This is a genomic window from Serratia proteamaculans (assembly GCF_004684015.1).
In the GTDB taxonomy this organism is placed as follows: domain Bacteria; phylum Pseudomonadota; class Gammaproteobacteria; order Enterobacterales; family Enterobacteriaceae; genus Serratia; species Serratia proteamaculans_F.
On record NZ_SRIA01000010.1, the window covers coordinates 462,899 to 481,265 of the forward strand.

At 54.3% G+C, this 18,367-nt stretch carries 13 protein-coding genes; 8 read left to right on the top strand and 5 right to left on the bottom strand.

What is annotated here, in order from left to right; all coding sequences use genetic code 11:
* Window positions 1-19: 19 nt before the first annotated feature.
* Complete coding sequence (locus E5C26_RS08780) at window positions 20-916, top strand: YcbJ family phosphotransferase (protein ID WP_135315935.1); 897 nt, start codon at window positions 20-22, stop codon at window positions 914-916.
* Window positions 917-922: 6 nt separating this feature from the next.
* On the opposite strand, the gene elyC is transcribed toward E5C26_RS08780, so the two are convergent.
* Window positions 923-1,696: an envelope biogenesis factor ElyC gene (gene elyC, locus E5C26_RS08785; RefSeq protein ID WP_135315976.1), complete on the bottom strand. Its 774-nt coding sequence runs from the start codon at window positions 1,694-1,696 to the stop codon at window positions 923-925.
* A 151-nt stretch (window positions 1,697-1,847) separates the two neighbouring features.
* Here elyC and cmoM point away from each other — a divergent pair, with 151 nt between their 5' ends.
* The 7 genes from cmoM to E5C26_RS08820 all read left to right on the top strand — a co-directional run bounded on the left by cmoM (window position 1,848) and on the right by E5C26_RS08820 (window position 12,616).
* On the top strand, window positions 1,848-2,633 hold the full coding sequence (gene cmoM, locus E5C26_RS08790; protein WP_135315936.1) for a tRNA uridine 5-oxyacetic acid(34) methyltransferase CmoM: 786 nt from the start codon (window positions 1,848-1,850) through the stop codon (window positions 2,631-2,633).
* Entirely contained in the window at window positions 2,630-3,952 is a 1,323-nt protein-coding gene (gene mukF / locus E5C26_RS08795; protein ID WP_135315937.1) for a chromosome partition protein MukF, read from the top strand. The genes cmoM and mukF overlap by 4 nt, the downstream gene beginning before the upstream one ends.
* On the top strand, window positions 3,933-4,661 hold the full coding sequence (mukE, locus tag E5C26_RS08800; RefSeq protein WP_135315938.1) for a chromosome partition protein MukE: 729 nt from the start codon (window positions 3,933-3,935) through the stop codon (window positions 4,659-4,661). Before mukF ends, mukE begins: the two co-directional genes overlap by 20 nt.
* Window positions 4,658-9,106: a chromosome partition protein MukB gene (gene mukB, locus E5C26_RS08805; RefSeq protein WP_135315939.1), complete on the top strand. Its 4,449-nt coding sequence runs from the start codon at window positions 4,658-4,660 to the stop codon at window positions 9,104-9,106. The genes mukE and mukB overlap by 4 nt, the downstream gene beginning before the upstream one ends.
* 224 nt (window positions 9,107-9,330) lie before the next feature.
* Window positions 9,331-11,172, top strand: a complete 1,842-nt coding sequence (gene ldtD / locus E5C26_RS08810) for a L,D-transpeptidase (RefSeq protein WP_135315940.1) — start codon at window positions 9,331-9,333, stop codon at window positions 11,170-11,172.
* Window positions 11,173-11,353: 181 nt separating this feature from the next.
* On the top strand, window positions 11,354-11,902 hold the full coding sequence (locus E5C26_RS08815) for a YcbK family protein (RefSeq protein WP_020826147.1): 549 nt from the start codon (window positions 11,354-11,356) through the stop codon (window positions 11,900-11,902).
* 66 nt (window positions 11,903-11,968) lie between these two features.
* A complete protein-coding gene (locus E5C26_RS08820; protein ID WP_135315941.1) occupies window positions 11,969-12,616 on the top strand; it encodes an MBL fold metallo-hydrolase in 648 nt (215 codons plus the stop codon).
* 68 nt (window positions 12,617-12,684) lie between these two features.
* Here E5C26_RS08820 and E5C26_RS08825 read toward each other — a convergent pair whose 3' ends face one another.
* From E5C26_RS08825 to pncB, 4 genes are all read right to left on the bottom strand, one after another.
* Window positions 12,685-13,875 carry an amino acid aminotransferase gene (locus tag E5C26_RS08825; RefSeq protein ID WP_135315942.1) on the bottom strand — a complete coding sequence of 397 codons (1,191 nt, stop codon included), beginning with the start codon at window positions 13,873-13,875 and terminating at the stop codon, window positions 12,685-12,687.
* A 245-nt stretch (window positions 13,876-14,120) separates the two neighbouring features.
* Complete coding sequence (ompC, locus tag E5C26_RS08830; RefSeq protein WP_312847926.1) at window positions 14,121-15,230, bottom strand: porin OmpC; 1,110 nt, start codon at window positions 15,228-15,230, stop codon at window positions 14,121-14,123.
* 303 nt (window positions 15,231-15,533) lie between these two features.
* Window positions 15,534-16,934, bottom strand: coding sequence for an asparagine--tRNA ligase (asnS, locus tag E5C26_RS08835; protein WP_135315943.1), 1,401 nt, complete (start codon window positions 16,932-16,934; stop codon window positions 15,534-15,536).
* Between the two features lie 224 nt (window positions 16,935-17,158).
* Window positions 17,159-18,364 carry a nicotinate phosphoribosyltransferase gene (gene pncB / locus E5C26_RS08840; protein ID WP_135315944.1) on the bottom strand — a complete coding sequence of 402 codons (1,206 nt, stop codon included), beginning with the start codon at window positions 18,362-18,364 and terminating at the stop codon, window positions 17,159-17,161.
* Window positions 18,365-18,367 lie beyond the last annotated feature (3 nt).

Below are 18,367 nucleotides of genomic sequence, written 5' to 3' on the forward strand. Positions count from 1 at the left end.
CTCTTGAGGCCATTTTCTTATGGAGCAGTTACGCGCCGAACTGAGTATTGTGCTGGGTGAGTCCATCAGCCGACTGGAACGCGTCAGCGAACAACCTTATGCCCACATGTATTCACTGTATGACCAACAGGGCCACGCGATCCCGCTAATGGCGAAAAGCTTTGTCTGCCAGGGCATTGCCCAACAAGAGGCTTACAAGCTGTCGATGCTGTCACGTGAAGGGGATATTCGCCTGCCGACGGTGTATGGCGTGGTCTATACCCACCAGGCACCCTACAAAGAAATATTGTTGATCGAGCGCTTGCGTGGCGTATCCGTAGAGGCACCGACGCGCACGCCGAACCGTTGGAATACGCTGATGGAGCAGATTGTCGATGGCGTATTGGCCTGGCACCGCATTGACAGTCATGGCTGCGTGGGCACGGTAGACAGCACACAGGAGAACGACTGGTTTTGTTGGTATCAACAGCGGGTCGAAGTGTTATGGTCAACCTTGGGTAATCTCAACTCACCGCTACTGACAATGGATGACCGCCGTTTGTTGTACCGCACGCGTGAAGCATTGACCCATTTTTTTGTCGGTTTCGACGATCCTTGCGTATTGGTGCACGGTAACTTGTCGCTGCGCAGTATGTTGAAAGATCCGAAAAGCGATCAACTCTTGGCGATGCTCAACCCCGGAATGATGTTGTGGGCACCGCGTGAATATGAGCTATTCAGGTTATGTGAAGCGGGAATGCCGAGCCAGTTGCTGTGTTATTATTTGCAACGTGCGCCGGTAGCTGAGTCCTTCCTGATGCGGCGTTGGTTGTATGTGGTGTGGGAAGCGGTAGGGCGGTTGATTCATACCGGCAAACTGGAGCGGCAGCCGTTTGACTATGCGTCCAAACAACTGCTGCCCTGGATTACCGGTTAACGCCAACTAGTCGACAGAAACCTCATCGGACCCTTTCAGCCGTTGCCACAGGCTGCCCAGCGTTTCATACCAGGCCCGCTCGCTGTGGCCGAGGAACATCGCCGACGGCACTACGCGATCCCAGATATTCAATCGTGAACTGATGGCCAACTGATTGGACGGCGCCGGGATCGGGTGCAGCCCCTTGGCTTCAAAGAAACGCATGGCGCGCGGCAAGTGGTTGGCTGAAGTCACCAGAATAAACGGCTGCTGACCGACCAGTTTCGACACCTGTAATGCCTCCTGCTCGGTATCCAACGGGCGATCCAACAAAACGATATCACCGCGCGGCACTCCCAGGCTTTCCGCCACCAGTGCCGCCGTGGCCGCGTTGCTCAGGGTTTTGGGGCTACCGGCACCGGTGAACACCATTTTTGCCCCCGGATGCGCAAGATATAAGCGCACACCTTCCGTGACTCGTGGCAGGCTATTGCCGATCAGATTGGAACTGGGTGCCCAATCCGGATTAAAGGTATAGCCGCCGCCCAGCACCACGATATAATTCACCGGGTCATTGCCACGATAGGTGACATACTCCGATTCTATCGGGCGCAGTAACCTGTCGGCCACCGGCTGCAGGCTGAAAAGCAGTAAAAACAGCCAGCTCAGCGTGAAAATGACCTTGCCGCTTTTTTGCCAACGGGTGAACCACAGCAGTAACAGCGCCAGTCCCATCAGCAGCAACAACGCGGGTAACGGCATTAAAATGGCGCCAATGAACTTTTTCAGGTTAAACAGCATCAAAAATCAGGTCCTTTTGGGCGAAAAAACGACATCCGGGCACAATCAGGCCGCAAGAAGATTCATTCTAAGCCAGTCTGTGCCAAAATAGCAGGTTTGAATGGGCGGGTACTTTGCCCCCAGCCGGATAAGATCAGCGGAGCCGTAGTCCATGCAGGATCGCAATTTTGACGATATTGCTGAAAAGTTTGCGCGTAATATTTACGGCACCACCAAAGGGAAAATCCGCCAGGCGGTGGTTTGGCAGGATCTGACCACGCTGTTGGCCCAGTTGCCGCAGCGGCCGCTGCGCATTCTGGATGCCGGCGGTGGCGAAGGCCATATGGCCTGCCAATTGGCAGAATTAGGACATCAGGTGTTGTTGTGCGATCTTTCTGGTGAGATGATCCAACGCGCCGCGTTGCTGGCTGAGCAGAAAGGTGTGAGCCAGAACATGCAATTCATACAAAGTTCAGCTCAGGATATTGGTCAACACTTGGAACAGCCGGTTGATCTGATATTGTTCCATGCGGTGCTTGAATGGATCGCCGAACCTGAGACTGCGTTGCAGGCGTTATTTAATTGCCTGCTGCCGGGGGGGGCACTGTCATTGATGTTCTTTAACGCCAATGGCCTCTTGATGCGTAACGTGGTGTTGGGTAATTTCCAACTGGTGAACCCAGAGGTCAGAAGACGCAGAAAGCGTTCGTTGTCGCCGCAGTATCCGCATAGTCCGCCGCAGGTGTACGGCTGGCTGGAACAGTTGGGCATGCGCATCAGCGGGAAAACCGGCGTGCGGGTGTTCCACGACTATCTGCAGAGCAGGCAGTTACAGACACAAAAATTTGAAGAGTTACTGGCGCTTGAACAGCACTATTGCCGGCAGGAGCCGTACGTGAGTTTGGGGCGCTATATTCACGTCATGGCGCATAAACCAAACCTGAAGGACGAACTATGAGTGAATTTTCCCAGACAGTACCCGAACTGGTCGCCTGGGCACGGAAAAATGATTTCTCTATTTCGCTCCCTACGGAGCGTCTCGCGTTTTTGCTTGCCATCGCCACTTTGAACGGCGAGCGGCTGGATGGCGAGATGAGCGAAGGTGAGCTGGTTGATGCATTTCGCCATGTCAGCAAGGGTTTCGAACAGACGCATGAAACGGTGGCCGTGCGCGCCAACAATGCGATTAACGACATGGTGCGCCAGCGCCTGTTAAACCGTTTTATTAGTGAGCAGGCGGACGGTAACGCGATTTACCGTCTGACGCCACTGGGCATCGGTATCACCGATTACTATATCCGTCAGCGCGAATTCTCCACGCTGCGTTTATCGATGCAGCTGTCAATTGTGGCGCAGGAACTCAAACGCGCTGCCGACGCCGCCGATGAGGGCGGTGATGATTTCCACTGGCACCGTAACGTGTTTGCACCGCTGAAATATTCGGTGGCGGAAATCTTCGACAGTATCGATTTGACCCAGCGGATTATGGATGAACAACAGCAGGGCGTGAAGGACGACATCGCAGCGCTGCTGAACAAAGACTGGCGTGCGGCGATCTCCAGCTGTGAGATGCTGCTGTCCGAAACCTCGGGTACCCTGCGCGAACTGCAGGATACGCTGGAGGCGGCGGGCGATAAACTGCAGGCTAACCTGTTGCGTATTCAGGATGCCACGCTGGGTGGAGCAGAACTGGGCTTCATCGACAAACTGGTGTTCGACCTGCAAAGCAAGCTTGACCGCATAATCAGTTGGGGCCAGCAGGCGATTGACCTGTGGATTGGCTACGACCGCCACGTGCATAAATTTATCCGTACCGCGATCGACATGGACAAGAACCGGGTATTCGCCCAGCGTTTGCGTCAGTCGGTGCAAAACTATTTCGACAACCCGTGGACACTGACCCATGCCAATGCCGACCGTCTGCTGGATATGCGAGACGAAGAACTGGCGTTGCGCAGCGAGGAAGTGACTGGGGAACTGCCGCCGGATCTGGAGTTCGAAGAGTTCAGCGAGATCCGCGAACAGCTGGCGGCAATGATCGAACAGGCACTGAAGATTTATCAGGAACAACAGATGCCGCTCAATTTAGGGGCGGTAATGCGCGATTATCTGGCGCAATATCCGCGTGCTCGTCATTTCGATGTGGCACGTTTAGTGGTCGACCAGGCAGTGCGCCTTGGTGTGGCTGAAGCAGATTTTTCAGGGTTGCCGGCACAGTGGCAGGCAATCAATGATTACGGAGCCAAGGTCCAGGCCCATGTCATCGACAAATATTGAACAAATAATGCCAGTCAAGCTGGCCAAGGCATTGTCTAACGCGCTGTTCCCGGCGCTGGACAGCCAACTGCGTGCGGGTCGTCACATCGGTATCGATGAACTGGACAACCACGCTTTCTTAATGGATTTCCAGGACGAGTTGGAAGAATTCTACACCCGCTACAGTGTAGAGCTGATCCGCGCGCCGGAAGGATTCTTCTACCTGCGCCCACGCTCTACCACGCTGATCCCACGTTCGGTACTGTCCGAGCTGGATATGATGGTGGGGAAAATTCTGTGCTTTCTGTATCTCAGCCCGGAGCGTCTGGCACATGAGGGCATTTTCAGCCATCAGGAGCTGTACGACGAACTGTTGAGCCTGGCGGACGAAAGCAAATTGCTGAAGTTCGTTAATCAGCGTTCTACCGGCTCGGATCTCGATCGTCAGAAGCTGCATGAAAAAGTACGTACTTCACTGAACCGCCTGCGTCGTTTGGGCATGGTCTATTTCATGGGCAACGACAGCAGCAAGTTCCGTATTACGGAGGCGGTGTTCCGCTTTGGCGCCGATGTACGCAGCGGCGACGATCCGCGTGAAGCGCAGTTGCGTATGATCCGCGACGGCGAAGCAATGCCGGTTGAAAACAGCCTGTTGCTGAATGATGAGAGCGATGCAGAAGATGCGGCGCTTGATACCACACCGGACAGTGCAGAGGATGAACAGGAATGATTGAACGCGGTAAATTTCGCTCGCTGACGTTGGTTAACTGGAACGGCTTCTTTGCCCGCACCTTTGATCTCGATGAGTTGGTGACCACGCTGTCCGGCGGTAACGGGGCAGGGAAATCCACTACCATGGCGGCCTTCGTCACTGCGCTGATCCCCGATTTGACGCTGTTGCACTTTCGTAACACCACTGAAGCCGGCGCCACCAGCGGCTCACGCGACAAAGGCCTGCACGGTAAATTGCGTGCCGGGGTCTGTTATTCGACGCTTGACGTGCTCAACTCGCGCCACCAACGTGTGGTAGTGGGTGTTCGTCTGCAACAGGTCGCCGGCCGTGACCGCAAGGTCGACATCAAGCCGTTCGTGATCCAGGGCCTGCCGACGGCCGTGCAGCCGACGGAGCTTTTGACCCAAACGGTGGGTGAGCGCCAGGCGCGCGTACTGTCGTTGCAGGAGTTGAAAGATCGCGTCGAAGAGATGGAAGGGGTGCAGTTCAAGCAGTTTAACTCCATCACCGATTACCACTCATTAATGTTCGATCTGGGCGTGATCCCGAAACGCCTGCGTTCATCGTCCGATCGCAGCAAGTTCTATCGTCTGATTGAAGCCTCGCTGTACGGCGGTATTTCCAGCGCCATCACCCGCTCGCTACGCGACTACCTGTTGCCGGAAAACAGCGGCGTGCGCAAGGCATTCCAGGACATGGAAGCGGCGCTGCGTGAAAACCGCATGACGCTGGAAGCGATCCGCGTGACCCAATCCGACCGCGACCTGTTCAAACATTTGATTTCCGAGGCCACCTCTTACGTGGCGGCGGACTACATGCGTCATGCCAATGAGCGGCGCATTCATTTGGACGGGGCACTGGCGCTGCGCAGCGATCTGCTGGGCAGTCGCAAACAGTTGGCCGCCGAGCAATTCCGTCATGTTGAAATGGCGCGTGAACTGGCAGAGCAAAGCGGTGCGGAATCCGATCTGGAAACCGATTATCAGGCCGCCAGCGATCACCTGAATCTGGTACAAACGGCGATGCGCCAGCAGGAAAAGATCGAGCGCTATGAAGGCGATCTGGAAGAGCTGACCTACCGACTGGAAGAGCAGAATGAAGTGGTTGCCGAAGCCAGCGAGCAACAGGCCGAAAACGAAGCGCGCGCCGAGGCAGCCGAACTGGAAGTGGATGAGCTGAAAAGCCAACTCGCCGACTACCAGCAGGCGCTCGACGTGCAGCAGACCCGCGCTATTCAATATCAGCAGGCGTTGCAAGCATTGGAACGCGCACGTGCGTTGTGCCAACTGCCGGAACTGACCGCCGAGAATGCCGAACACTGGCTGGATACTTTCCAGGCGCGCGAGCAGGAAGCGACAGAAGCGCTGCTGATGCTTGAGCAAAAGCTGAGCGTGGCCGACGCCGCGCACGGTCAGTTTGAACAGGCTTACCAACTGGTGGGTAAAATCGCCGGCCAGGTCAGCCGCAGCGAAGCCTGGCAGTGCGCGCGCGAATTACTGCGCGACTGGCCATCACAGCAACACCTTGCCGAACGCGTGCAACCCTTGCGTATGCGTCTGAGCGAGCTGGAACAGCGTCTGCGCTCCCAGCAGGACGCCGAGCGCCTGCTGCAGGAGTTCTGTAAACGCCATGGCCAGCAGTATCAGCCGGACGAACTTGATGCACTGCAACAAGAACTGGAAGAGCGTCTGGAATCGCTGTCGCAGGGCGTCAGCGATGCCGGCGAGCGTCGGATGGAAATGCGCCAGGAACTGGAGCAAATTCAGCAACGCATCCGCGAACTGACCACCCGCGCACCTGTCTGGTTAGCCGCGCAGGATGCTCTGAGCCAGCTTGGCGAGCAAAGCGGTGAAGCGCTTGAAAGCAGCCAGCAGGTGACGGAATACATGCAGCAACTGCTGGAGCGCGAACGTGAAACTACCGTTGAGCGTGACGAAGTGGCTGCCGGTAAACGTGCTGTTGAAGCGCAAATTGAACGTCTCAGCCAGCCTGGCGGTGCCGAAGATCAACGTCTGGTCACGCTGGCCGAACGTTTTGGTGGCGTGCTGCTGTCCGAAATCTACGACGACGTTACCATCGACGATGCACCGTACTTCTCCGCCTTGTACGGCCCGTCGCGCCACGCCATCGTGGTGCCGGATCTGTCGCTGGTGCGTGAGATGCTGGAAGGGTTGGAAGACTGCCCGGAAGATCTCTATCTGATCGAAGGGGATCCGCAGTCGTTCGATGACAGCGTATTCGCCGTCGAAGAACAAGACCGTGCGGTGTTGGTTAAAACTGCCGAACGCCAGTGGCGTTACTCACGTTACCCGGCAGTGCCGTTGTTTGGCCGTGCCGCACGTGAGAATCGCCTGGAGATATTGCATGCCGAGCGGGAAAAGTTGGCAGAGCGTTATGCCACACTGTCGTTCGACGTGCAGAAAACCCAGCGTTCGCACCAGGCCTTCAGCCGCTTTATCGGTAACCATCTGGCGGTGGCCTTTGACGCCGATCCTGAAGCCGAGATCCGTGGCCTCAGTACTCGCCGTGGTGAAATCGAGCGTGCGCTGAATAATCATGAAGCGCAGAACCAGCAGCAGCGTCAGCAGTACGATCAGGCGAAAGAGGGCATTTCTGCACTGAACCGTCTGACGCCACTGGTTTCATTGCTAAACGATGAAACCCTGCAGGATCGGGTGGAAGAAATCCGTGAGGAGCTGGAAGAGGCGCAGGATGCCGCGCGTCATATTCAACAGCACGGCGTTTCCCTGACCAAGCTGGAGCCGCTGCTGTCGGTACTGCAGAGCGATCCGCAGCAGCATGAGCAGTTGCAACAGGATTACACTCAGGCGCAGAGCGTGCAGCGTCAGGCCAAGCAGCAGGCGTTTGCCCTGATTGAAGTGGTGCAGCGTCGTGCGCACTTCAGCTATACCGATTCTGCTGGCATGCAAAATGCCAACAACGATCTGAACGACAAATTGCGCCAGCGCCTGGAACATGCGGAAGCAGAACGTACCCGTGCCCGCGAACAGCTGCGCCAATATCAGACCCAGTTTACCCAGTACAGCCAGGTGCTGGCATCGCTGAAAAGCTCGTATGACGCCAAGCGCGACATGCTCAAAGAGCTGAGCCAGGAACTGGTAGACATCGGTGTACAGGCGGATGCCAATGCCGAAGCCCGTGCGCGCACACGACGTGATGAGCTGCATGCGGCCCTGAGCACCAACCGCGCGCGCCGTAACCAACTGGAAAAACAGCTGACCTTCTGCGAAGCGGAAATGGACAGTCTGCAGAAAAAACTGCGCAAGCTGGAGCGCGATTATTATCAGTTGCGTGAGCAAGTGGTCACCGCCAAGGCGGGTTGGTGCGCCGTGATGCGCCTGGTGAAAGACAATGGGGTTGAGCGTCGTCTGCACCGCCGCGAACTGGCCTATATGGACGGTGACGAACTGCGCTCAATGTCGGATAAGGCGCTCGGTGCGCTGCGTCTGGCGGTGTCGGATAACGAACACCTGCGCGATGTGCTGCGTCTGTCGGAAGATCCGAAGCGTCCGGAACGCAAGATCCAGTTCTATATCGCGGTCTACCAGCATCTGCGCGAGCGTATCCGTCAGGATATTATCCGTACCGACGACCCGGTTGAAGCCATCGAACAGATGGAAATCGAACTGGGCCGCCTGACCGAAGAGTTGACCGCGCGTGAGCAGAAGCTGGCAATCAGCTCCAAGAGCGTGGCGAACATCATTCGTAAAACCATCCAGCGTGAACAGAACCGTATTCGCATGCTCAACCAGGGCCTGCAGGCAGTTTCCTTCGGCCAGGTGAAGAGCGTGCGGTTGAACGTCAACGTGCGTGAAGCGCATGCGACGCTGTTGGACGTGCTTTCCGAGCAACAGGAACAGCATCAGGATCTGTTCAACAGCAACCGACTGACCTTCTCTGAAGCCTTGGCCAAGCTGTATCAGCGTCTCAATCCACAGATTGATATGGGGCAGCGCACACCACAGACCATCGGCGAAGAGCTGCTGGATTACCGCAACTATCTGGAGCTGGAAGTGGAAGTCTTCCGCGGTTCAGATGGTTGGTTGCGTGCCGAGAGTGGCGCGTTGTCTACCGGGGAAGCGATCGGTACCGGGATGTCGATTCTTGTCATGGTGGTACAGAGCTGGGAAGAAGAGTCACGCCGTCTGCGCGGTAAAGACATTTCTCCATGTCGACTGTTGTTCCTCGATGAAGCGGCGCGACTGGATGCCAAATCCATCGCTACGCTGTTCGAACTGTGCGATCGTCTGGAAATGCAGCTGATCATCGCGGCACCGGAAAATATCAGCCCGGAAAAAGGCACGACTTATAAACTGGTGCGTAAAGTGTTCCAGAATCATGAACATGTACACGTAGTAGGGCTGCGCGGTTTTGCCAATGAGCCGCCGGTTCTGGGTGTGACTGCGGCAGAAACGCCGTAAACGCAAAAAAAGCCCGCTAATAATCTGAAAATAGCTGCCCAAGGGTGGCTATTTTTTTGTGCGGGTGGATGATGGTCCTGCTTTTTTCTGCGCTGAAAACCGAGTAGCCTAATGAATTAACAGTTATTCATAGGCACCCAAAGGCAAAATGGCTTTTCTGTTCGTATACTGAAACTAATAAGTTGTCTTGGTTATATTTTTTGTGAGCATACAGGGGGCAATGGATGTTGCTTAGAAATGGAAACACTGTACGGCGGCTGGCGTTAAGTTGCGCAATCGCATGTGGTCTTGCGTCGTCTTTACCCGTATGGGCAACCGTTCCTGCGTTTCCGGTAGCGTCATCCGGCATGTCAGTGGCGCAAAGCCGTTCGGAGATAGTGGCGGCATTACCGAAAGGCATCACACCCTATTATCTTTCGACGCTGGCTCCTTTGTACGCGGCGAACCGGATGCAGTTGATGTGGCAGGATCGCGAAGCGGTTCAACAATTCCAGCAGCAATTGGCCGAATTGGCGATGTCCGGCGTACAGCCGCAGTTTACCCAATGGGTGAAACTGTTGACCAACCCGGCGATTACCGATGTGGCACGCGATGTGGTGCTGTCTGATGCGATGCTGGGCTATTTGCAGTTCGTTTCGTCCATCGGTGCCAACGGTAATAATTGGTTGTACAGCAATATTCCCTACAAACTCGGTCTGCCGCCCAATACGGTGATTAACCAGTGGCAACTGGCGGTGCGTCAGGGTAAAACGCTGGCTTATGTCAACAAGCTGGCACCGCAGCACCCGCAATACGCCAAGATGCATCAGGCCCTGCGGGACATGCTGGCCGATGGCCGTCCGTGGCCGCAAATGGCCAATGGCCCAAGCCTGCGTCCCGATCAACTGAGCAATGATATCCCAGCCTTGCGTGAGATCCTGGCGCGTAACGGCATGCTGACGCCTTCTACGGCACCGGTGGAAGCGCAGGATCCCCCTGCGGTATTGACCGGTTCACGTAATGAGCCTGACGATGGTGGCTTGTCGGTCGATGAAGAAAAAAGTCGTGAGAGCCAGAGTGCCGTTGTCAGCCCGGCGGCCGCTCCAGTCAAAGATCTCGTCCCAACGCCGCAATCGCCTTTTTCGCAGCAACAGGAAAGCCCGGTTACCGTCACCGATAATCGCTATACCCTCGATCTGGTCGAAGGCGTTAAGCGCTTCCAGAAATGGCAGGGGCTGAGTGCTGACGGCGTGATCGGCGTGCGCACTCGCGAATGGCTTAACGTAACGCCGCAAATGCGCGCCTCGCTGTTGGCACTGAATATCCAGCGTTTACGGATACTACCCGGCCATGTTGATACCGGTATTATGGTTAACATTCCCAACTACTCGTTGACCTACTATCAGAACGGCAATGAAGTGCTTTCCTCGCGGGTGATCGTTGGTCGACCTAGCCGCAAGACGCCGTTAATGAGCAGTGCGCTGAATAATGTGGTGGTGAATCCGCCGTGGAACGTACCGACTACGCTGGTGCGTGAAGATATCGTACCGAAGGCAATGCGTGACGGCAGCTACTTCCAGAAGCATGGCTATACCGTGCTTTCGGGCTGGAGCAACGATGCCGAAGTGATTAACCCGGCGATGATCGATTGGAGTATGGTGTCGGCCCGTAACTTCCCGTACCGGATCCGTCAATCACCAGGCGCGACTAATTCATTGGGGCGTTTTAAATTCAATATGCCGAGTTCGGACGCTATCTATCTGCACGATACGCCCAACCATAATCTGTTCCAGAAAGACATCCGCGCCTTGAGTTCCGGTTGTGTTCGGGTCAACAAGGCTTCAGATTTGGCGAACATGCTGCTGCAGGATGCCGGCTGGAACAACACTCGTGTTTCTTCCACTCTGAAACAGGGAAATACCACCTTCGTAAATATCCGCCAGCATATTCCGGTTAAATTGTATTATTTAACCGCCTGGGTCTCTGATGATGGAAAGCCACAATTCCGCACAGATATTTACAATTATGATGACACGGTGAGATCGGGCGCACAAATTTTGGCTCAGGCCGAAAAATTAATGCAATAAATGCAGTAATTATAAATAAATAACGGTCAGAATATCGGGCCATGATGCAGGCACTCATTACGTGAGTGCCTGCAAACCGCGGGACATCACGGGTTGACTCAGCCAGTGTGGGCGGTTATGGTTCGGGCAGTGCGCTGTTTTGTGCATATATTTTGATATTCTTGCCGGGTTTAACAGAAACATGGACAAAATTGATCATCATCGCCGTAAATGGCTGGCGTTAGGTAGCGCCGCCGTAGGCATAGCGCTGCTCCCTGGGCAAGCCTTTGCCAGTCTTTCTACTTCTCGTCCGCGTATTTTGGTTGTAAATAATATGCATACGGGCGAATCGCTTAAAGCCGAATTCTTCGACGGCAAGGGATATAATAAAGACGAATTAGTCCGTCTTAATCATCTCTTCCGTGATTATCGAGCCAATAAGGTCAAGTCGATTGATCCTCGTCTGTTCGATCATCTCTATCGTCTGCAAGGTCTGTTGGGCACCAACAAGCCGGTACAGTTGGTTTCAGGTTATCGCTCCCTGGACACCAACAATGAGCTGCGTGAACGCAGTCGCGGTGTGGCCAAGCACAGCTACCACACCAAAGGCCAGGCGATGGACTTCCATATCGAAGGCATCCAACTGAGTAATATCCGTAAAGCGGCGTTAAAAATGAGCGCTGGTGGTGTAGGATATTACCCACGTAGCAACTTCGTACACATCGATACCGGCCCGGTGCGGACCTGGTAATCGCTGTGTATCACAAGTGAGTCGCGCCAGCCCGGAAGGGTGTGGCGCCGTTGTCGTTGGAGCCTTATGAAATACCACATTATTCCCGTTACCGCTTTTAGTCAGAACTGCAGCCTGATCTGGTGTGACAGCACCCAGCAGGCGGCATTGGTTGATCCCGGCGGTGAACCTGAAAAACTGAAGGCCGAAATAGCCAGGCAGGGCGTGACGGTTACGCAGATCCTGCTGACGCATGGTCATCTCGATCACGTTGGCGCGGCCGCAGAGCTGGCTGAGCATTACCAGGTGCCGATCTACGGCCCGGATAAGAGAGATGCTTTCTGGCTGGACGGCCTGCCTGCGCAGAGCCGTATGTTTGGGCTGGAAGAGTGCGCACCACTGACGCCAACACAGTGGCTGGAAGAAGGGGATAGTGTGCAGGTGGGTGAGATGACGCTCAAGGTGCTGCATTGCCCTGGCCATACTCCTGGCCATATCGTGTTTATTAATCAGCAGGCGAGATTGGCGCTGGTGGGCGACGTGCTGTTTAATGGCGGCGTTGGGCGCAGTGATTTCCCACAAGGCGATCATCAGGCGTTGATCAACTCGATCCGCACCAAGCTATTGCCGCAGGGTGATGACATGGCGTTTATTCCAGGTCATGGGCCAATGTCTACCTTCGGTCAAGAGCGTGAAACCAACCCGTTCCTGCGTGAAGAGCCGGCCATCTGGTAAGTTATTTCCGGCAGAAATAACTAAGGGGCGCTTTTAGCGCCCCTTTTGCTATGTGTCGCGCGACGGTTTTACAGCACGGCGACTATGGCTTCGCACAGCGGCGCCATATTGTCGGGTGTCATGCCGGCAACGTTAACGCGGCCGGAGTTAACGGCATAGACGCCGAACTCATCACGCAGGCGTAGAACCTGTTCTTTGGTCAGCCCGCTGAACGAGAACATGCCATTCTGATTGATGATAAAGCTGAAATCCTGCTCAGCGCCTTTCTCCTGCAGGGTATTTACGAACAGCTGACGCATGCGGTGAATACGTTGACGCATGTCGGTCAGTTCCTGCTCCCACAGCGCACGTAACGCATCGTCGCCCAGGATGGTTGCCACAATAGCGGCACCGTGTGACGGTGGGTTGGAGTAGTTGGCGCGGATCGCGGCTTTCACCTGGCTGAAGGCGCGGTCGGCGGTTTCTGCATCAGCAGCAACAATGGTACAGGCACCCACACGTTCGTTGTAAAGACCGAAGTTCTTCGAGTAAGAGCTGGCGACGATCAGTTCCTGGTGCTTGGCGGCAAAAATACGCAGGCCCTGGGCATCTTCTTCCAGGCCATTCGCAAAGCCCTGGTACGCGAAGTCGAACAGCGGCAACCAGCCGTTAGCCACAGACAGCTCGGCCAATTGTGCCCACTGCTCAGCCGTTGGGTCGATGCCGGTTGGGTTATGGCAGCAGCCGTGGAACAGTACCACATCGCCGGCCTGAGCCTGTTTCAGGCTGTTTAGCAGGCCATCGAAGTCCAGTGCATGATTGGCTGCGTCGTAGTAGGCGTATTCCAACACTTCCAGACCGACCGCACCAAACACGTTGTTGTGGTTCGGCCAGCTTGGGTTGCTGATCCAAATGCGTTTCGCGCTGGTCTGGTTGGCGATGAAGTCAGCTGCCACACGCAGGCCGCCAGTGCCACCAGGCGTTTGTGCGGTACGCGCACGCTTATCAGCGATAATTGGGCTTTGTTTGCCGAACAGCAGCTCTTGCGTGCAGTTGGCGAACGCCGGAATACCTTCAATGCCGAGATAGTTTTTAGTGGTTTCATTTTCCAGCAGATACTGCTCAGCTTTTTTAACGCTGGTCAGCACCGGAGTTTTACCGGTTTCGTCTTTGTATACGCCAATCCCCAGGTTGATTTTGTTAGGGCGGGCGTCAGCGCGGAAAATGTCGGTCAGACCCAGGATCGGATCGGCAGGTGCAGCAGTGATTTTTTCAAACATGTCAGGTGCTTCCATGGCTCGGAGTTAAGCAGACAGAAGCATCAGGGTAGCGCCAGTTATGCCCTTTGCCAACCGTTTGCGAGAAAAACACCTCGATCTTGTGAAGGACGCATATTCAGCATAAAAAATGAGGGGGAAGGGGGATTTGGCAGGATAAAAAGTTAGGGGAACATAAAAACAAAAACAGGGCCGAAGCCCTGTTTTTTTAACTTGTCAGGCGGTGAACCGCCGTTAAGTTTGACAACTTAGAACTGGTAAACCAGGCCTACACCAACGATGTCATCGGTAGCGATGGCATTGGCTTTGGTGAATTCGTTGTCGTCCAGCAGGTTGATTTTGTAATCAACATAGGTAGACATGTTTTTGTTGAAGTAGTAAGTGGTACCTACAGAAACATATTTAACCAGGTCGGCATCGCCGCCGCCGAAGCTAGAACCGTTCGCGGTACGGCTAGACAGGTTTTTACCTTTAGACTGCAGGTAAGAAACTTCTGGACGCAGACCAAAGTCGAACTGGTACTGTGCAGTCACTTCGAAGTTCTGAGTTTTGTCAGCGATAGTGAAGTCAGATTCGCCGTATGGAGTCATGTTACGGGTTTCTGAGTACATGGCTGCCAGGTAAACGTTGTTGGCGTCGTATTTCGCGCCCACAGTCCATGCGTCAGCCTTGTCGCCTTTAGCGGTAGCATTCAGTTTCTGATCGTCTGTACGATTAGAAGATGCATACGCAGCACCGAAGCTTACGCCTTCGCCGATGTCATAAGTAGAAGACAGGCCCCAACCGTCGCCGTTTTGTTTCTTCAGAGCGCGGCTGTCGTTCTGGTTTTTGCCCTGGTACTGAACGGCGAAGTTCAGACCGTCAACCAGACCGAAGAAGTTGTTGTTACGGTAAGTAGCAACGCCGTTGGTACGGCCAGTCATGAAGTTGTCGGTGTAGGTATAAGTATCGCCACCGAACTCTGGCAGCATATCTGTCCAGCCTTCCACGTCGTACAGTACGCCGTAGTTACGGCCGTAGTCGAATGAACCGTAGTCAGCAAATTTCAGACCTGCGAAGCCCAGACGAGTCTTGGTGCCTTCGGTGCCTTGAGATTCAGCGTGGTTAGCCTGAACGTTGTATTCCCACTGGCCGTAACCGGTCAGTTGGTCAGTAATCTGGGTTTCACCTTTGAAGCCGAAACGAACATAGGTCTGATCGCCATCATTACCTTTGTCGTCTGAGAAGTAGTGCAGACCGTCAACTTTACCGTACAGATCCAGTTTGTTGCCGTCTTTGTTGTAGATTTCAGCAGCGTTTGCTGCACCAGCTGCTAACAGAGCCGGGATTACCACTGCAAGAATGTTGCGCTTCATCATTATATTACCCTCATTGGTGTTATTCGGACACCTTTGCCACTGCCGCCAATAATTCTTTTGGAACTATTGTTGATAGATTGGTGTCGTCCTGTGTCTGCACGCAGTGTTCCATTCACGGGCAGGTTAATCTAGAACGAAAATGCTACCAATGTCGCAATGAGGTTTCAAAAAGAAAGTATTTGTAACAAAAAGTAATATCCAGGGAACTTTGTGACGTGGGTCAATATTAAAAAATGCGAAAGGCCAGCTAAGCTGGCCTTGGTTTTGTAACTAAATTAATTAAAAAACGGATTATCTGATTAATTAAAAGCTTGCATTACGTGGCGTACGTGGGAATGGAATAACATCACGTACGTTTTGCACACCGGTCACATAGGCGATTAAACGCTCAAAGCCCAAACCGAAGCCGGCATGAGGTACGGTGCCGTAACGACGCAGATCACGATACCACCAGTAATCTTCTTTATTCAGGCCCATGGCTTCCAGACGCTGATCCAGCACGTCCAGACGCTCTTCACGCTGGGCACCGCCGATGATCTCGCCAATACCTGGAGCCAGAACGTCCATTGCGGCAACGGTTTTACCGTCTTCGTTCATACGCATATAGAAAGCTTTGATATCTTTCGGGTAGTTTTTCACCACTACCGGCGCTTTGAAGTGTTTTTCGGCCAGATAACGCTCATGCTCGGAAGACAGATCGATACCCCAGGAAACCGGGTTTTCGAAAGTCTGGCCAGAGGCGATCAGGATTTCCACCGCTTCGGTGTAATCCACCTGAGCGAAATCGGAAGAAACAAAACGTTGCAGGCGATCGATCGCATCTTTGTCTACGCGCTCGGCGAAGAACTTCATGTCATCCATACGCTCGTTCAATACGGCCTGGAATACATACTTCAGCATTTTTTCCGCCAGCTCGGCGATATCTTCGAGATCTGCAAACGCCACTTCCGGTTCGATCATCCAAAACTCCGCCAGGTGGCGGCTGGTGTTGGAGTTCTCGGCGCGGAAAGTGGGGCCGAAAGTGTAAATTTTCGACAGCGCACAAGCGTAGGTCTCGCCGTTCAACTGGCCGGACACGGTCAGGAAGGCTTCTTTACCGAAAAAGTCCTGGCTGAAATCGACCGCACCCTTATCGGTACGCGGCAGGTTTTCCAGATCCAGGGTTGAAACGCGGAACATTTCACCGGCGCCTTCGGTATCGGAGGCGGTGATCAGCGGGGTGGAAACCCAGAAGAAGCCGTTCTCGTGATAGAAACGGTGAATAGCCTGTGCCAGCGTATGACGCACGCGAGCAACGGCACCGATCAGGTTGGTGCGTGGGCGCAGGTGAGCGACTTCGCGCAGGTATTCGATGCTGTGACGTTTGGCCGCCATTGGGTAGGTGTCCGGATCGTCAACCCAGCCAACCACTTTAATCGCGGTTGCCTGCAGTTCGAAGCTCTGACCTTCGCCCGGAGATGCCACCACAATACCGGTGACTTCAATGGAACAGCCGGTGGTCAGATGCAGCACTTCATCCTGATAATTCGGCAGAGAATTATTAACGACGGCCTGTAACGGATCAAAGCAGGAACCGTCATAGACGGCCAGGAAGGAGATACCAGCTTTAGAATCTCTCCGGGTACGCACCCAACCGCGCACGGTGACTTCACTGTCAACCGCAGCACGGCCTTGCAGTACGTCGACTACAGGCACTACGCTCATAGATTTCTCTCTTTAATAATTTGGTTTAGAAATAGCTTATAACCCAAGAATATGGGGATGTTGCTATGTTACTTGGCACGGTGCAGAGCACAAGTAGAAATCGCCGTATCGGCGCAACATTTCTTGGGGCTGGGCGAAAAGGGAGCAACGGGAAGGACTATATAAAGAAGAAAAAGCCGGCGTGAAGTCTTCAGCCGGCTTTTTAACGTGCATAGGGCAGGGGCTTAGCTCGCTTTTTTTACCAGCGGCAGATCGAAGGCTTTGCGTAACGCTTTGACAAAGGCCGGATCCTGACAGATGGTTTTACCCGGACTGTCGGAGAGTTTAGCCACCGGTTTGCCTTTGCATTCGACCAGTTTGATAACGATATTCAGCGGTTTAACCCCGGGTATATCGCAGGTCAGCCGTGTGCCTATACCGAACACCAGGTTGACGCGCTGGTAAAAGTGGCGATAAAGCGCCAGCGCCTTGTCCAAATCCAGGTTATCGGAGAACACCAGCGTTTTGCTCATCGGATCAATCCCCAGCTTCTGGAAATGCGCGATGGCTTTTTCGCCCCATTCGAACGGATCGCCTGAGTCATGGCGCAGGCCCTGATAGCGCTGGGCAAACTGCGGGCCGAAATCACGCAGGAAAGCATCCATGGTGATGCAGTCGGTCAATGCGATACCGAGCTGGTCAGGGTATTCGTCCAGCCAGGCCTGCAGTGCCGCCCGCTGACTGTTGGCCAATACCGGGCTTATCTGCTGATGCGCCTGGAACCATTCATGGGCCTGGGTACCGACCGGCGCAAGATCAAGCTGGTGCGCCAGCAAGTAATTGCTGGTGCCGACCAGATACGGGAATTCGCTTTTCAGCGTGCTGACAATAGCTTGCTGTACAGCCTGCGAAAAACGACGGCGGGTGCCGAAGTCCATCAGCTTGAAGCGCGAAATATCCACATCGCTACTCATGGCTTTAAACTGTGCCAGTTTGTCGCGCAGATGGGCTACCGCCATGTCAGGCGTGACTTCCGGCGAGCGGTGACGATGTACTACTTCGCTGATCACTGCCAGCAGCGGGACTTCCCACATGATCACTTCGCGCCACGGGCCGGCAATACGAATATGCAGCTTGCCCGCGCGGTTTTCGATCTGGACCTGTTGCGGATCGTAGCGGAAATCGCGCAGCCAGTTCAGGTAATCGTCACGGAAGAAGGGCAGTCCTGAGAGATAATTGAACTCAGCGTCTGTGAGTGCCAACTGGCTCATCAGTGCGATTTGCGCACTGATTTCGTCGGCATATTCGCCAAGCAGCTCATCACCACGGCAGCGGAATTCCGCCGCCACGCTGATAGCGGGATAGCGATGAAATACTGCTTGCTGCATATGAAGCTTGTAGGCATCAGTATCAAGCAGTGATGTCAAAATCGGGGAGGCGTATTGAGTCATAGC

Excerpts from the sequence above, each read along its gene's own strand:
- ldtD (WP_135315940.1), top strand. The coding sequence starts at position 9,331 with ATGTTGCTTAGAAATGGAAACACTGTACGGCGGCTGGCGTTAAGTTGC.
- ompC (WP_312847926.1), bottom strand. The coding sequence starts at position 15,230 with ATGATGAAGCGCAACATTCTTGCAGTGGTAATCCCGGCTCTGTTAGCA.
- E5C26_RS08820 (WP_135315941.1), top strand. The coding sequence starts at position 11,969 with ATGAAATACCACATTATTCCCGTTACCGCTTTTAGTCAGAACTGCAGC.
- cmoM (WP_135315936.1), top strand. The coding sequence starts at position 1,848 with ATGCAGGATCGCAATTTTGACGATATTGCTGAAAAGTTTGCGCGTAAT.
- mukB (WP_135315939.1), top strand. The coding sequence starts at position 4,658 with ATGATTGAACGCGGTAAATTTCGCTCGCTGACGTTGGTTAACTGGAAC.
- E5C26_RS08815 (WP_020826147.1), top strand. The coding sequence starts at position 11,354 with ATGGACAAAATTGATCATCATCGCCGTAAATGGCTGGCGTTAGGTAGC.
- pncB (WP_135315944.1), bottom strand. The coding sequence starts at position 18,364 with ATGACTCAATACGCCTCCCCGATTTTGACATCACTGCTTGATACTGAT.
- mukF (WP_135315937.1), top strand. The coding sequence starts at position 2,630 with ATGAGTGAATTTTCCCAGACAGTACCCGAACTGGTCGCCTGGGCACGG.
- asnS (WP_135315943.1), bottom strand. The coding sequence starts at position 16,934 with ATGAGCGTAGTGCCTGTAGTCGACGTACTGCAAGGCCGTGCTGCGGTT.
- mukE (WP_135315938.1), top strand. The coding sequence starts at position 3,933 with ATGTCATCGACAAATATTGAACAAATAATGCCAGTCAAGCTGGCCAAG.
- E5C26_RS08825 (WP_135315942.1), bottom strand. The coding sequence starts at position 13,875 with ATGTTTGAAAAAATCACTGCTGCACCTGCCGATCCGATCCTGGGTCTG.
- elyC (WP_135315976.1), bottom strand. The coding sequence starts at position 1,696 with ATGCTGTTTAACCTGAAAAAGTTCATTGGCGCCATTTTAATGCCGTTA.
- E5C26_RS08780 (WP_135315935.1), top strand. The coding sequence starts at position 20 with ATGGAGCAGTTACGCGCCGAACTGAGTATTGTGCTGGGTGAGTCCATC.